The organism is Sphaerochaeta sp. PS (assembly GCF_032144095.1).
Classification (GTDB): domain Bacteria; phylum Spirochaetota; class Spirochaetia; order Sphaerochaetales; family Sphaerochaetaceae; genus Sphaerochaeta.
Window position 1 is genome coordinate 36,569 of record NZ_JAVSNJ010000012.1, and the last position, 13,777, is coordinate 50,345.

Consider the following 13,777-nt stretch of genomic DNA (forward strand, 5'->3'; position numbering starts at 1 on the left):
AGGAGAACACCCTTGGAAAGCGGAGGCATCATGGTAGAAACCTATGGATTACCTATTTTCTGTCTACTTTTGAATTTTCTGGCATTTGCTGCCTGCCTTAGGTTTCTCTTTTCCCGACAGGGGCTCTATTGGGTCATTCCCCTCATTGTCACCGTCTTCCTGCTAGGCCCCAACGCACTGAGGCTCTATGACATAGCCTCGCTGGGAATTGCAAAGGTTGGACGGTATACCTACATGGATTTCCAGCCGCTTCTGCTTTCGTTGTTCTGGTATGCCATGATCGTCACCTTCCACTTTGCACTCAAGAAAACCGTCAAGGTTAACTACCACCATGAACAGGTCAGAAAAAACCTCCATGAGGCGCGCTACCAACTGAAGACCGAGCGCATCACCTACGAGCGAAAGCAACACCGCCGCAAGGCCTACTATGCAAATGCACCGGCACGCGTTCCCCTGCTGCAAGCCTACAACAGCGAGTGGACAGACCTCTTCGACAGGACATGATTATGGATACCATACTCTTCTTCTGTGGGATCAAGCACAGTGGAAAGACAAGCCTGGGCAATCTGGTAGCCAAAAAGATGGGATTGTCCTGCAAGGACAACGACCAGCTCATCCTACAAGAGATACCCGGCTTCCCCTCAATACGTTCTTTCTATACAGCCAAAGGCAAAGAGGCCTTCATGGAAAAGGAAAAGTCTGTCCTAGAAGGCTACCTCAGGAAGAACCCTCAGCCTTGCATCATCAGCTTGGGAGGCGGGGCGTGTGACAACCAAAGGCTGGTCTCCCTCATCAAGAGCCGGGGCAAGGTCATCTACCTGAGGGTCCCTGAGAAGGTCCTCCTCAGGCGTATCCTTGTCGGAGGCGTCCCTCCCTTCCTCGACCCAGAGAATGTGGAGCTCTCTTTTTCCACCCTGTATAGGAGTCGGGATGAACTCTATGGAAAATTCTCCGATATTGTGGTAGAGTTACCAGATTATCCCGATATCCGCGATACGGCAGAGTTCCTTTTTTCCAGACTTTCTGAGGAGTTATAGCATGGGTCACAATAGTTTTGGTTCATCTTTTACCGTCACTACCTTCGGGGAATCCCATGGTCAGGGGCTCGGGGTCATCATCGACGGCATCCAGTCAGGCTTCTGCCTCGACATCGAGCAGCTGCAGAGGGAGATGTCCCGCCGCAGGCCTGGGGCCAACCCGCTGGGAACCGAAAGGAACGAGCAGGATGAGCTGGTGATCCTCTCGGGAATGTATGAGGGCCTGACCACAGGAACCCCCCTTGCCATGATACTCTACAATACCAACCAACGCTCCTACGACTATTCGAACCTCAAGGATGTCTTCCGTCCCGGCCATGCCGACTGGACCTTCTTCAAGAAATATGGGGTGCGGGACATCCGTGGGGGCGGCAGGTCCTCAGGTAGGGAGACCAGTGCCCGTGTCGCCGCAGGTGGTGTAGCCAAGCAGATCCTTGCCCAAAAGGGCATCGCAATCTTTGGAGGGACCGTACAGGTAGGCCCGGTGGTTGCCACCAAACGAAACTGGGAAGAGTGTGACAACGCCCTCACCTGCCCTGACAAGGAGGCTGCCATCAGGATGGCGGCCCTCATCGATCAGGTGCGTTCGGAGAAGGACAGTATCGGGGGGATCATCGAGTGTAGGGTCACCGGCCTTCCTGCCGGACTGGGGGAACCAGTGTTTGGCAAGCTGCAGGCCCTGCTCTCCCATGCGGTGATGAGCATAGGGGCCATCAAGGGCGTTCAGTTCGGTGATGGTTTTGCCTGTGCAACCATGAGAGGCAGCCAATTCAACGACCAAAGGACCAGTGACGGGTTCCTCTCCAACCACAGCGGAGGAATCCTAGGCGGCATTTCCAGTGGACAGGAGGTCATCCTCCAGGCCGCTGTGAGGCCGACAGCCTCCATAGGCAAGAGCCAACAGACCGTAGACAAGCAGAACAAGACCACCGATTTGCTGATCGAAGGACGGCATGACCCCTGCATCTGCCCACGAGCTGTGGTGGTGGTGGAGGCGATGGTTGCCATTACCCTGCTCGACCTCTGGTACACAGCATTCGGGAAACAGAAATGAACGACAAACCCCTCATAGTCCAGAGCGACAAGACCCTTCTGCTCGATGTGCACCACAAGGATAGCGAAGCGTGCCGGTCAGACCTGATGAAATTCTGTGAACTGGTCAAGAGCCCGGAACATGTGCACACCTATACCCTCAGCGCCATCTCCTTGTGGAATGCCGCCTCAAGCGGGGTAAGCAGCGCCTTCATCTGTGAAAGGATCCAGTTTTGGTCGCGCTTTCCAGTCGGAGAGAGTGTGCTCTTCTATGTCAGGGACATAGCAACCCGTTTTGGCAAGGTGGTGCTCATGGGAAGTGAAGACCCCATGTACTATCTGCTCTACATCAAGGAAGCGAAGATCCGGGCCGAACTGACAGCACGCAAGAACATAGCAAAGATGCTCATAGCCAATGACGAGAACTCGTTCCTGCTGGAGAAATACAACCGCGGGGAGATCAAGCTGCAGCTCATCAAGCTCGGCTACCCTGTCGATGACCGCATCGCCTTGGAAAAGGGGATCCCTATCCCCATGGGCTTGAGAGAGACAACCCTTGGAGGCAGGAGCCTCGTCGTCAGGGACTACCAGAAGCAGGCAGCCCAGGCCTTGCTCGGCGACCTTGGTCCTGGTTGCGGCTATGGCACCATCGTGCTGCCCTGTGGGTCAGGCAAGACGGTGGTAGGGATGCAGATCATGTCCATCCTCCAGACCAAGACCCTCATAGTGACCACAAACATTGCCGCCGTCCACCAGTGGAGGGATGAGATCCTCGACAAGACAACCCTCTCGGCTGAGCAGATCGGCGAGTATACAGGCGAAAGGAAGGATCCAAAGGATGTTACGGTCTGCACCTACCAGGTACTCACCTACCGCCCTGACAAGGAAGGGCCATTTCCACACCTGGAGCTGCTGACCAAGGGCGAATGGGGCCTGATCATCTACGATGAGGTACATATGCTGCCGGCCCCGGTATTCAAGATCACCGCAGAGCTGCAGGCAGTCTACCGGGTAGGGCTTACGGCAACCTTGGTGCGTGAGGACGGGCGTGAAGACGAGGTGTTCTCCCTGGTGGGTCCCAAGCGGTTCGATGTTCCCTGGAACGAGCTGCAGCAGCAGGGCTTCATAGCGGAAGCCTACTGCCATGAGGTACGCGTCGACCTGCCCACCGACCTGGAGATTCCCTACGCCCTGGGAAACAAGCGGGAAAAATACCGCCTGGCAAGCGAGAACCCGCTGAAACTCGATGTGGTAAAGGATCTGGTAAGCCGACACCCGGATGATTTCATCCTGATCATCGGCCAGTACATCTCGCAGCTGGAAACCATCGCCGCACTCTTTGGCCTTCCCATCATCACGGGAAGCACCCCGAATGCAAAGCGGGAGGAACTCTACCGTGCCTTCAAGGAGGGAGAGATCCATATCCTTGTGGTGAGCAAGGTCGCCAACTTTGCCATCGACCTTCCCGATGCCTCCGTTGCCATCCAGGTATCAGGTACCTTCGGCTCCCGCAGTGAAGAGGCTCAGCGTCTGGGAAGGATCCTCAGGCCAAAGAACCGTTCAAGTTTCTTCTACTCCATCGTAACACGCTACTCCAATGAAGAGGAGTTTGCGGCAAACCGACAGAAGTTCCTTGCTGAGCAGGGCTACTCCTATGAAATTGAGGTGTGGAACAATTGACAGAAGATGCCAAAGAGGCTTTCAAGACCTTACTCAACAGATACTCAGAGGAAAACTACTTCTACCTCGCCCGTAACTATCTAGGGCTGATCAGCACCCCTTTCCATAAGCCTGCCCTGACCATCAAGCTGTGCAACTTCTTCTGCCAGCCTGAAATCCAGGACAAGGTGCTCAACCTCATCGACGAGATGGACCTGGTCATCCTCAGCCTCGTCAACATTGCCGGCCCTCTTACCGGAGAGAACATCCTATCCCTGCTCGAAGGGCGGTGGAGCTACGGCAATCTGGTGCGCAGGGTGTCCAACCTACAGGAACGCATGATCCTGCTCAACGACGGGGGCTCGCTCATCTTCAACCCGCTCTTCGAGGAAGAGTTGCGCACGATATGCTCGCTCAAGCCCCTGCTTGGGGAGTCGGCGGAGCCTTGCAGGAACGGAGCCTACTGCTCGACTGAATTTGTCCGGGCCTATCTCAACATCATCGAAAGGGATGGCCGTCTAGCCTTCCGTGATGAGTATGCTCCCCTCTTCCCAGCCTATGGAGAAGAGCAGCTGAAGCAGCTGTTCACCCTTGTCGGGGAGGCCCTGGGGCGGCTGTGTATCATTACAGGCGAGAAACGGGTGACCATCAACCATGAGAAGGCCCATAGGCTACTCACCCTCAATGACCGGCAACTGCTCTGCCTTTTCATCGCCGAAGGGTTCCCAAGCCAGGAAAGGGGCAAGGCAGCGCATTTTGCCAATACCCTCATTGCCTTTCTCCAGACTCTGGGCTCCTTTGACGCACAGTCGCTGAAGCTGCTGGTCAAGACCCTCACCCTCAAGGCAGGCATAAGCAATAGGTCCTCCTTTCTGGACAGCATGAGCATCTGGGGCCTGATCGCACTGGATGACATCTGGTATGCCAACCACATCGAGGAGGATACCGGACGCTCTACCTTGGTCATCGACAGCGACAACACCGTCAGCTACAGCGGCAGCTGCAAGGAGGATGACATCCTCTACCGCTTCTCCGACCTAGCGGTATTGGACAGGCAGACCAGCTACCAGGTAACACCCCAAAGCTTTACCAGAGGACTGGACAACAACCTCGAATGGGAGCAGGTGCGGGACTACCTGAAGCTCAACAGCTATCCGATGATGAGCGAATCGATCCTGAAGTTGCTGAAGATCACCAGCGAACGCTACGGCCAGATCACCATCTATGACGGGATAGTCCTTTCGACCGAAGAGCGGGTAACGCGCCTGATGGAAAACCTTGAGAGCATGCAGGAGCACATCGTTGCCGTCATAGCAAACAATATCTTTCTGATGAAGCGTTCCAGCGAGCAAGTCTGGAGGAATATCCTTGTCTCCAGCGGAGTCCTTGTCCCAACCAGACGAGCCGGAGAGCGTGTCGAACTTGTCGGGCAGCAGGACAACCCCCTCTTTGAACAGCTGGTACGCGACAGCAACCTTCGGGAGGTCACCATCACGACACCGGTCATCCTGGAACAGGAAAAGCAGAAAAGGGAGAGTACCATCCAGAGCGCCATCGAAAAGGCCACCTTGACCAAGGCCCAACGTTCGGACATCGAGCAGCGGTACAAGGCAAGGATGATTCTTGTGGAGGAACAGATAGTTCCCCAGGTGGTGAATGGGACCATTGAGGCCGGAGGGTTTGACTATCAGGGCAAGGTAGGGCTCTGTCGCAATGCGGTGGGCAAGAACAATATTGCCCTGCAGCTGCAGCTCACCGACCAGGAGCTGATTGTCCAGGCCCTTGAGGTTGCCTACACCCCCCAGAAGGAAGCCCTGCTGAAGGCCTCAGTGATGCCCAACCGGGAAGTGAAGATCATCCCGGTAAGCAAGATCTTTCTCGTAAGGCAGCTTCGCTACCATCTCGTCTAGTCAGATCTCCGGGTGTACCCAGTGGGGATAGTGGTATCCAGTGAAGGATTCAAACTGGAGCTTGCCCTGCTCTATGAGCATCTGGGCACCTCCTATGACGTGGCACCCTGCCTGGGTGGCCCGCCTGAAGAAGGGGGTCTCCTTAGGTTGGTAGACCAGTTCATAGACTATTTCCTTCCCAGAGAATACAAATGAGGGAACCGGGTCCTCGTCAAGGTTGGGGGCCATTCCTACGCTGGTTGTCTGTACGACCAAATCCACTGCCCCACTATACCGGTTGCAATGCTCCAAAGAGTCGAAACTGCTCATCGTCTCGTCAGAGAGCAACTTCGCGTGCTCCACACTCCGGTTGATGATGGTTACCTTGACACCGTGGTTGTGCAGTGCCCAGACAACCGCCCTGCTTGCACCCCCGGCTCCGATGACGAGGGCCGTGCGGATGGAACCTTGGGCGATCTCATCGGCAATGGGCGCAAGAAAGCCGTAGTAGTCGGTGTTTGTCCCCTTCCACATGTTCTGGATCCTGGTGACGGTATTGCACGCCCCGATCTGCTTGACCTCTCGCGTTATACGCCCCAGATAGGGCTGGACATTCCGCTTGTGGGGGACGGTTACGGAAAACCCATGGATCTGCAGCATCTCAGCCAGCTTGAAGAAGGCGCGCACCGAATCGACGAGGAAGGGAACGTAGACTGCATTGTAGTGGATGGCCTCAAAACCCGGGTTGTGTATCCTGGGTGAGGCGGTATGGTAGACCGGGTTTCCGATGATACCAAAGACATGGGTCTTCTCATCCAGCTTGTCTGCCCTATAGAGCTCACTCATTACCTGGGCGGAAAGCTGGCCCGGCGCCCCTTCCCCTGCAGAGCAGAAGGAGAGCATCGAACCACACTTCTTGTAGAGGATACGGGTACAGACCCCGAACTCCCCCATCCCGATGATGATCTTCTCCTTGATGGACGAAAGTTCCTGCTGGGCCCTGAAGAGCGCAATGACGTCTATCATGCTCTTCGGGGTTACGGCAACCTTGGGGATATCCCCTTTTGCTGCCAGTTTGGAGATGCGGCCATAGATATCAGCAGGGACGCAGGTGAAGTCATGGAAGGACCTGATGATCCTCACCCCCCTCTGCCTGAGGGAGAGTTCGAAGTCAACCTTGTTCTCAAACAGGGGGTCCTTGAACTTCAGGTCACTTTTCTTGACGTCCTCCTCAATATCAACGAAGGCGAAATCCCCTTTTGCACTCTCATAGAGGGTTTGCAGCCTCTGTTTTTCAGAGAGTGTGCACTTTCCCCCGTCACTTTGGCGACGGAGTGTGAGGATGACAGGTATATCTACGGTGGAAGGGAATGAAGAAGCAATCTTCTGCTCGTCGGCCTGAAGGTAGTCGAGCCGAAGCTCGGCAAGGGAAATCCACTTCCTATTTTGTTGGACCAGGGCCCGGTTCTCCTCTAGGGTAGAGCCGGTAAGGGTAAGGCAAAGCACTATATACCTCCTGGATTGGGTGGATTGTCCTAGAACACTTGCTTGTGTTAGAGTTATCATAACGTCAAATAACGGGTATTTCAACACCCGATTAGAGAAAGGGGTAGTATAGTGGCAACGTTACAGGTACAAAGCATGCACCTTGCTTTTGCAGACAGGGATATTCTCGAGGATGTCTCCTTTACCCTGACTGAAAAAAGCCGTAGTGCACTCACCGGTGGTAACGGAAGCGGCAAGTCTACCCTTCTGAAGGTTCTCAGCGGCCAGATGGCTGCAGACTCCATGCAGGTGAGCATGACCCGCTCTCTTCGCATCTCCTACCTGCCGCAAAGCGACATCCTGTTTGAGGAAGGTACCGTATATTCAGAAGTTGAGCGGGGATACCAACGCTTTGACGAGATCCTCGCCGAAAAGAAAGAACTTGAGCACCAGCTCTCCCTCTCCAGTGAGGAGGAGAATACCTACCCTTTGCTCGTAAGGCTCTCAGCCATACAGGACCAGCTGCTTGAGGAGGGGTATTTTTCACGGAAGGAAAAGATCGAAAGGATCCTTGCAGGTCTGGGATTCGCACAGACCGACCTCCATCGACAGTGCCTGGAGTTCTCAGGTGGATGGCAGATGCGCATAGCCTTGGCAAAGGTGCTGGTCGAGCATCCGACCATCATGCTGCTCGATGAACCCACAAACTACCTGGACATCGAGGCAAGATACTGGCTGAAGAACTACCTGAAGGTCTATGCAGGCGGCTTCATGATCGTGTCGCACGACCAGGCGTTCCTTGACGAGAGCGTCAATGAGGTATTTGAGCTTTTTGCTGGGAAACTCACCCGCTATAGCGGCAACTACACCCAGTACCAGGCCCAGAGGGAGCTGGAGATAGCACAGCTTGAGGCTGCTTTCAGGCTCCAGCAGGAGAAGCTGGAAAAAACCGGGCAGTTCATCGAGAAGTTCCGGTACAAGGCGACAAAGAGCAAGCAGGTGCAGAGCAGGATCAAGCAGCTGGAAAAGATCGAGATGGTGGAGGTCCCCTCCCATCTGAAACAACTCTCCTTCTCCTTCCCCCCCGCCCCCCATAGCGGCAACGATGTGCTTATAGTCGACGGCCTGAAGAAACACTATGGCGAACAGAAGATCTTTGATGACTTCACCTTTCTGGTAACACGGGGGGAGCGGCTTGCGGTAACCGGAAAGAACGGGTCGGGAAAAAGTACCCTCCTGAGGATGCTCTGTGGCGAAGACAGCTCCTACGACGGCATCATCCGCCTTGGCAGTGGAGTGACCATAGGCTATTTTGCCCAGGACACCGAGAAGACCCTCAATCCTGAGCTGACCGTCCTCGAGGAGGTCAGCAGCATTGCGGCCACGAGCGACCAGCCCAAGCTGCGCAACTATCTAGGATCCTTCCTCTTCAGCGGCGACGATGTCTTCAAGAGCGTCTCGGTGCTCAGTGGAGGCGAACGCAGCCGGCTCGCCCTGCTGAAGATCCTCCTGCATCCGGTCAACCTGCTCATTCTGGATGAGCCTACCAACCACCTGGACATCAATGCAAAGCAGATGCTCCTTGAGGCCCTAAAGCAGTATGACGGCACCATGATCTTCGTCAGCCATGATGCACACTTCATTGAACATATCGCCACAAGGATCCTCTATCTGACCGATACCGACGCCCCTGAGTTCTTCGATGGGGATTACTCCTACTTCTCCTACAAGCTGGAACAAAAGGAGAAGGTAGAGGCAGAGCAGGAGACCAAGGCACAGCAAGGCACAGAAGAACCTCCTGCAGCTGCCCTCTCCTACAAGGAAGCAAACAAACAGAAAAACCGCCTTGCCACCCTGAGAAGGCAGAGCGAGACGCTGCTTGGGGAGCACCAGAGGCTTGAAAAGCAGATCCTGGAGGTCGACCATGCGATGGCACTTGAGGAGAACTACAGCGATGCGGCCAAGATAAAGGCCCTCTTCGATGCCAAGGCCAAGCTTGAGGCAACACTGGAAAAGAGTGAGGAAACATGGCTCTCCCTCAATGAGGAAGCAGAAAATCTGGAGGCTAGCCTTGGCTATACTTCTTGACTTCTTTCCATCCCTGGTCCTAGCCTCCCAGTCGGTTGCCCGAAAAAGGCTGCTGCAGGAGATGGGCCTTGAGGTATCCATCGAGCCAACCCAGTGTGACGAGAGCCATCAGGAAGGAGACCCGGCAAAGGCTGTCCATCTGCTGGCAAAGCGAAAACTCCAGGCATACCTGTCCACCCATGCAAAGGTTGCCGTGCCGATCCTCACCTGCGACACCCTGGTCTGGTGCGATGGCAAGCTCATCGGAAAGCCCTCCTGCCGCCAGGAGGCAAAAGAGCAGCTGCTCTTGTTCAGCAACAAAAGCCAGGAGGTACACTCGGGTTGGGCCCTGTGGTTCAACAACAGGGTATACGATGGGGTCGACTCGGCCACAGTGCTCTTCAAGGACCTCGACGAGCAGCAGATCGAAAGGTATCTTGACCTTGGAGAGTGGGAAGGAGCCGCCGGTTCCTACAGGATCCAGGAGAGGGGAAAAGAGCTGGTATCGAAGGTCGAAGGTGATCTAAATACGGTAATAGGCTTGCCACTTCTACAAATTTCTGAAATACTGGCTTGCGACTGTGCCCGTTAGTGATGGCGCAGAATATCCGCCCCTGCGGGGGTGAGTAATAGATGAAGGGTGACGCACAAAACCGTACGATGTATGGCTGTGCAGTCAGACAGGAGGATTATGTCCGTAGTAACCATGAAGAGCCTGCTCGAATCAGGCGTGCATTTCGGTCACCAGACCAAAAGATGGAATCCAAAGATGGCTCGTTTTATCTTCAGCCAGAGAAATGGAATCCATATCATCGACTTGCAGAAGACCTCTGCTTGTATCGTCGAAGCCTATGATGCAGTACGTGCAGTTGTCAAACAAGGCAAGTCAGTTTTGTTTGTCGGCACCAAGAAGCAGGCCCAGCAGGCTATCGAAACCGAAGCAAAACGCTGCGGAATGCCCTTTATCAACAATCGTTGGCTTGGCGGTATGCTGACCAACTTTACCACCATCAAGAAATCCATCGCTACCCTCAAGAAAATTGAGAAGATGGAAATGGATGGTACCTTTGAATCCCTGACCAAGAAAGAGGTCTCCTTGCTCACCAAGCAGAAGATCAAGCTTGAGAAGAACCTTGGCGGTATCAAGGACATGAAGGACCTGCCCGGTGCAATCTTCATCATTGACACCAAGAAGGAAGCTATTGCCGTTGAAGAGGCAAAACGCCTTGGAATCCCTGTAATTGCCGTTGTAGACACAAACTGCGACCCTACTGACATCACCTACCCCATCCCGGGCAATGATGATGCTATCCGCGCAATCAGCCTTTTTGTCGAGATCATTGCCAATGCAGTAATCGATGCCGACAATGAAGCAGGTATCCAGATCATCGAGACTCTCGGAAACGAGGACGATGCTTCTGACAACTCCGTTGCAAAGGAAGAGGAAGAGGAGATTGTATTCTCAACTGATGAGGATGCTGATTTCTCCAAGTTTGAAGAGAAAAAGGCAAAGCAGGCAAGCCCTGTTGTAGAGGAAGTCGCTGACGAGGATGATGGAATCACTGTCGACGAAGAGACCCTGTACAAGGACTAAGGAGAACAAGTATGGCTATTACAGCTGAAGATGTAAAAAGACTACGTGACGCCACTGGCGCAGGCATGATGGATTGCAAGAAGGCCCTCATCAAGGCCGATGGCGATTTTGAAGGCGCCAACAAGATTCTGAAGGAAATGGGTCTTGCAGCGATCGGAAAGAGACAGGATAGGGCAACCAACAACGGTCGTGTATTTGTCAGGACAACTGCTGACAAGGCCGTAATTGTACAGCTCACCTGTGAGACCGACTTTGTTGCAGGAAATGACCAGTTTGCAGAACTTGGCGAGAGTGTCCTTACCGCTGTCATCGAGAAAGGCTATACCGCCATCAATGACGAGTTGGTGGGCATGGTAAATGACCTCATCACTGTCATCAAGGAAAACATGTCCCTCAAGCAGGTACTGGTTCTCCCCCTCGGCAAGAATGAGTTCGCTTCCAGCTATGTCCACGGTGAAGGCTCTCTTGGTGTTGTTGTTACGTTCAAGGCCGACAAGGCAGAGCTTATCAACAACGAGCTGGTGAAGGAGTTTGCCAATGACTGTGCACTGCACGTCGCAGCATTCACCCCCTCCTACCTCAACACAGCCTCAGTCGATGCAGCCTATATTGCAGAGCAGAACGAGATTTTCACTGTCCAGGCAGCGAACCTCGGCAAGCCTGCAAAGGTTGTTGAAGGGATTGTGAAAGGCAAGCTCAGCAAACACCTTGCAGACATCTGCTTTCTCCAGCAGAAATTCGTCAAGGATGACTCAATGACTGTTGAGCAGAAGGCTGCTGAAGTCAGCAAGGCTGTTGGGGGTAAGATCGAAATTACCGGATACACCTTTGTTGTCGCAGGGGCCGCTTCCTGCGAAGCCTAAAGTCCATCGATTCATTCCAACCGCTCACTCTGTGAGCGGTTGTCCTATTGGAGATTTGTATGCTACAGGTATTAGAAATTTGCGAAAGCAAGATGCAAAAAAGTCTTGAGAGTCTTGAGAAGGACTTCTCTTCCTTGAGAACCGGTCGCGCTTCCGCTTCCCTTCTGGATAAGATTCGAGTCGAATACTATGGTAATGAGACTCCTATCAACCAGGTCGCTACCATCAGTGTCCCTGAAGCCAGGATGATCGTCATCCAGCCTTGGGACAAGAGCATCCTCTCGGCCATCGAGAAGGCCATCCTGAAAAGTGACCTCGGCCTTCCCCCAAACAATGATGGCAAGCTCATCCGCCTCAATTTCCCCCCTTTGAACGAAGAGAGGAGAAAGACCCTGGTAAAGAGTGCCAAGGCAACTGCCGAACAGAGCAGGGTTGCCATCCGCAATGTGCGCCGTGAAGCGATGGACGAGCTGAAGAAATTGCAGAAGTCCAGCGAGATCAGCGAAGACGAACAGAAGGATGCTGAAGCCAAGATCCAGAAAATGACCGACTCCTATATTGTTGAGGTGGGAACCCTCACCGACGATAAGGAGAAGGAGATCATGGAGATCTAGATGGAAGAGAAACCCGTAGTTCCTACGCACCTTGGCATCATCATGGATGGAAATGGGAGATGGGCACAGAAACGTGCCCTCCCCCGGACTGCAGGCCATCTTGAAGGGCTTAAGGCCCTCAAGAGGGTCATCAAGGAAGCCTCGTTGCTCGGCATCGGGTTTGTCACATTCTATGTCTTCTCCACGGAGAACTGGAAACGGAGCAGCCAGGAGGTTTCCTACCTCATGAGCGTGCTCGTTTCCAAGCTTCATGGGGAACTTTCCTTCTACAACAAGCATGGCATACGTGTCCTTGTCTGTGGAGACCTGAATGGGCTTCCCCCAGAGGTCAGGTCCGTCATCGATTCCACTGTCAAAGCTACGGAGAACAACACTACCATCTCCTGCATCCTGGCCATCAACTATGGTGGACAGAATGAAATCTGCAGAGCTGTCAGGCGATGCCTGGCTGACGATCCCCAGAAGGAGATCACCGAGGCTGACATTCGTTCCCATTTGGACTTGCCGCAGGTCCCACCTGTCGATATGATAGTACGTAGCGCAAACGAAAGACGTTTGAGCAATTTCCTGCTCTGGGACAGTGCATATGCAGAACTGGGCTTTTATGAAAAACTCTGGCCAGACTGGAAAGCAGATGATGTGCAATCAATCTGCAAAGATTTCTCGCAACGTGTCCGTAAATTCGGGGGTGTAGAATGAGTTCACTTGCAAAAAGGATCCTGACCACTGTAATCGCGGTACCAGCCCTTTTCAGTATCATCTTCTTTCTCCCCCACTATGGGTATCTTGCCCTTGCCCTGCTTGCCATGCTTACAGCATCTCTGGCAACCATGGAACTCAAGGCACTCTACCTCAAGGCTGAAGGAGCACGGGTAAACCTTCCCAGCTGGACTGTTGCATTGCTTCCCTTTGCTCAGTGGCTCGAGATGACATTCTTCCCAAATCTCCCCCTCATCGAACTTACCCTTGTGGTACTGGCCCTGGTCATATTCTCCACCGAACTCTCCTCGGGCCCCAAGGATGAATACAAGAAGACATTTTCCAGAATTGGAGGGTCTGCACTGCTCCTCATCTACCCGGGACTGTTGATAACCTTCATCCTCCGCATCGGCTCCCTGGCCCATCCATCTGCGTTTTTGCTGCTTTTCTTCCTGCTGGTATTTGGCAACGATGTCTTTGCCTTCCTGTTTGGCATGTCATTGGGAAAGAACAACAAGGGGATCATCAAGGTGAGCCCCAACAAAAGCATCGCAGGGTTTGTGGGGGGTACGCTTAGCACGGTCATCCTTTCCTTCCTCTTCTGTTATTTCGTCCCGGGCGTCAAGGAAGATGTAGGCATCTTCCAGGCCATCCTGCTCGGCTTGTTCACCAGCATCAGCGCCAACATTGGGGACCTTATCGAAAGTGCCTTCAAACGGGCTGCAAACGTCAAGGACAGTGGCAATCTCATCCCTGGCAGAGGGGGGTTGCTGGACTCCATCGACTCCTTGCTGGCCAGTGCCCCGGTGTACTGGCTGCTGCTGATCCTGTTCTAAGC

Annotated in this window: 13 protein-coding genes; 12 read left to right on the forward strand and 1 reads right to left on the reverse strand. The window is 53.7% G+C overall.

Annotated features, from left to right (window positions below):
* Nucleotides 1–30 precede the first annotated feature (30 nt).
* From ROJ03_RS10045 to ROJ03_RS10065, 5 genes are read left to right on the forward strand one after another with little or no spacing between them, the layout of a single operon-like run.
* Nucleotides 31–504 (forward strand): hypothetical protein, encoded by a 474-nt coding sequence (locus ROJ03_RS10045; RefSeq protein ID WP_313726913.1) that lies wholly within the window; start codon nucleotides 31–33, stop codon nucleotides 502–504.
* Nucleotides 505–506: 2 nt separating this feature from the next.
* Nucleotides 507–1,037: a shikimate kinase gene (locus tag ROJ03_RS10050; RefSeq protein ID WP_313726914.1), complete on the forward strand. Its 531-nt coding sequence runs from the start codon at nucleotides 507–509 to the stop codon at nucleotides 1,035–1,037.
* A gap of 1 nt (nucleotide 1,038) precedes the next feature.
* Entirely contained in the window at nucleotides 1,039–2,091 is a 1,053-nt protein-coding gene (gene aroC, locus ROJ03_RS10055; RefSeq protein WP_313726915.1) for a chorismate synthase, read from the forward strand.
* Nucleotides 2,088–3,749: a DNA repair helicase XPB gene (locus tag ROJ03_RS10060; protein WP_313726916.1), complete on the forward strand. Its 1,662-nt coding sequence runs from the start codon at nucleotides 2,088–2,090 to the stop codon at nucleotides 3,747–3,749. The genes aroC and ROJ03_RS10060 overlap by 4 nt, the downstream gene beginning before the upstream one ends.
* A complete protein-coding gene (locus ROJ03_RS10065; protein WP_313726917.1) occupies nucleotides 3,737–5,638 on the forward strand; it encodes a hypothetical protein in 1,902 nt (633 codons plus the stop codon). The genes ROJ03_RS10060 and ROJ03_RS10065 overlap by 13 nt, the downstream gene beginning before the upstream one ends.
* On the opposite strand, the gene aroE is transcribed toward ROJ03_RS10065, so the two are convergent.
* Nucleotides 5,639–7,123 (reverse strand): shikimate dehydrogenase, encoded by a 1,485-nt coding sequence (gene aroE, locus ROJ03_RS10070; protein WP_313726918.1) that lies wholly within the window; start codon nucleotides 7,121–7,123, stop codon nucleotides 5,639–5,641.
* Nucleotides 7,124–7,234: 111 nt separating this feature from the next.
* On the opposite strand from aroE, the gene ROJ03_RS10075 reads away from it, so the two are divergent.
* From ROJ03_RS10075 to ROJ03_RS10105, 7 genes are all read left to right on the forward strand, one after another.
* Nucleotides 7,235–9,190 carry an ABC-F family ATP-binding cassette domain-containing protein gene (locus tag ROJ03_RS10075; protein ID WP_313726920.1) on the forward strand — a complete coding sequence of 652 codons (1,956 nt, stop codon included), beginning with the start codon at nucleotides 7,235–7,237 and terminating at the stop codon, nucleotides 9,188–9,190.
* Nucleotides 9,174–9,761: a Maf family protein gene (locus ROJ03_RS10080; RefSeq protein WP_313726921.1), complete on the forward strand. Its 588-nt coding sequence runs from the start codon at nucleotides 9,174–9,176 to the stop codon at nucleotides 9,759–9,761. The genes ROJ03_RS10075 and ROJ03_RS10080 overlap by 17 nt, the downstream gene beginning before the upstream one ends.
* Before the next feature lie 99 nt (nucleotides 9,762–9,860).
* A complete protein-coding gene (rpsB, locus tag ROJ03_RS10085) occupies nucleotides 9,861–10,763 on the forward strand; it encodes a 30S ribosomal protein S2 (protein ID WP_313726922.1) in 903 nt (300 codons plus the stop codon).
* Nucleotides 10,764–10,774: 11 nt separating this feature from the next.
* Nucleotides 10,775–11,626, forward strand: coding sequence for a translation elongation factor Ts (tsf, locus tag ROJ03_RS10090; RefSeq protein WP_313726923.1), 852 nt, complete (start codon nucleotides 10,775–10,777; stop codon nucleotides 11,624–11,626).
* A 59-nt stretch (nucleotides 11,627–11,685) separates the two neighbouring features.
* A complete protein-coding gene (gene frr / locus ROJ03_RS10095) occupies nucleotides 11,686–12,240 on the forward strand; it encodes a ribosome recycling factor (protein WP_313726924.1) in 555 nt (184 codons plus the stop codon).
* Nucleotides 12,241–12,939: a polyprenyl diphosphate synthase gene (gene uppS / locus ROJ03_RS10100; RefSeq protein WP_313726926.1), complete on the forward strand. Its 699-nt coding sequence runs from the start codon at nucleotides 12,241–12,243 to the stop codon at nucleotides 12,937–12,939.
* Nucleotides 12,936–13,775 carry a phosphatidate cytidylyltransferase gene (locus ROJ03_RS10105; protein ID WP_313726927.1) on the forward strand — a complete coding sequence of 280 codons (840 nt, stop codon included), beginning with the start codon at nucleotides 12,936–12,938 and terminating at the stop codon, nucleotides 13,773–13,775. Before uppS ends, ROJ03_RS10105 begins: the two co-directional genes overlap by 4 nt.
* Nucleotides 13,776–13,777 lie beyond the last annotated feature (2 nt).

Excerpts from the sequence above, each read along its gene's own strand:
- ROJ03_RS10045 (WP_313726913.1), top strand. The coding sequence starts at position 31 with ATGGTAGAAACCTATGGATTACCTATTTTCTGTCTACTTTTGAATTTT.
- ROJ03_RS10050 (WP_313726914.1), top strand. The coding sequence starts at position 507 with ATGGATACCATACTCTTCTTCTGTGGGATCAAGCACAGTGGAAAGACA.
- aroC (WP_313726915.1), top strand. The coding sequence starts at position 1,039 with ATGGGTCACAATAGTTTTGGTTCATCTTTTACCGTCACTACCTTCGGG.
- ROJ03_RS10060 (WP_313726916.1), top strand. The coding sequence starts at position 2,088 with ATGAACGACAAACCCCTCATAGTCCAGAGCGACAAGACCCTTCTGCTC.
- rpsB (WP_313726922.1), top strand. The coding sequence starts at position 9,861 with ATGTCCGTAGTAACCATGAAGAGCCTGCTCGAATCAGGCGTGCATTTC.
- tsf (WP_313726923.1), top strand. The coding sequence starts at position 10,775 with ATGGCTATTACAGCTGAAGATGTAAAAAGACTACGTGACGCCACTGGC.
- frr (WP_313726924.1), top strand. The coding sequence starts at position 11,686 with ATGCTACAGGTATTAGAAATTTGCGAAAGCAAGATGCAAAAAAGTCTT.
- uppS (WP_313726926.1), top strand. The coding sequence starts at position 12,241 with ATGGAAGAGAAACCCGTAGTTCCTACGCACCTTGGCATCATCATGGAT.
- ROJ03_RS10105 (WP_313726927.1), top strand. The coding sequence starts at position 12,936 with ATGAGTTCACTTGCAAAAAGGATCCTGACCACTGTAATCGCGGTACCA.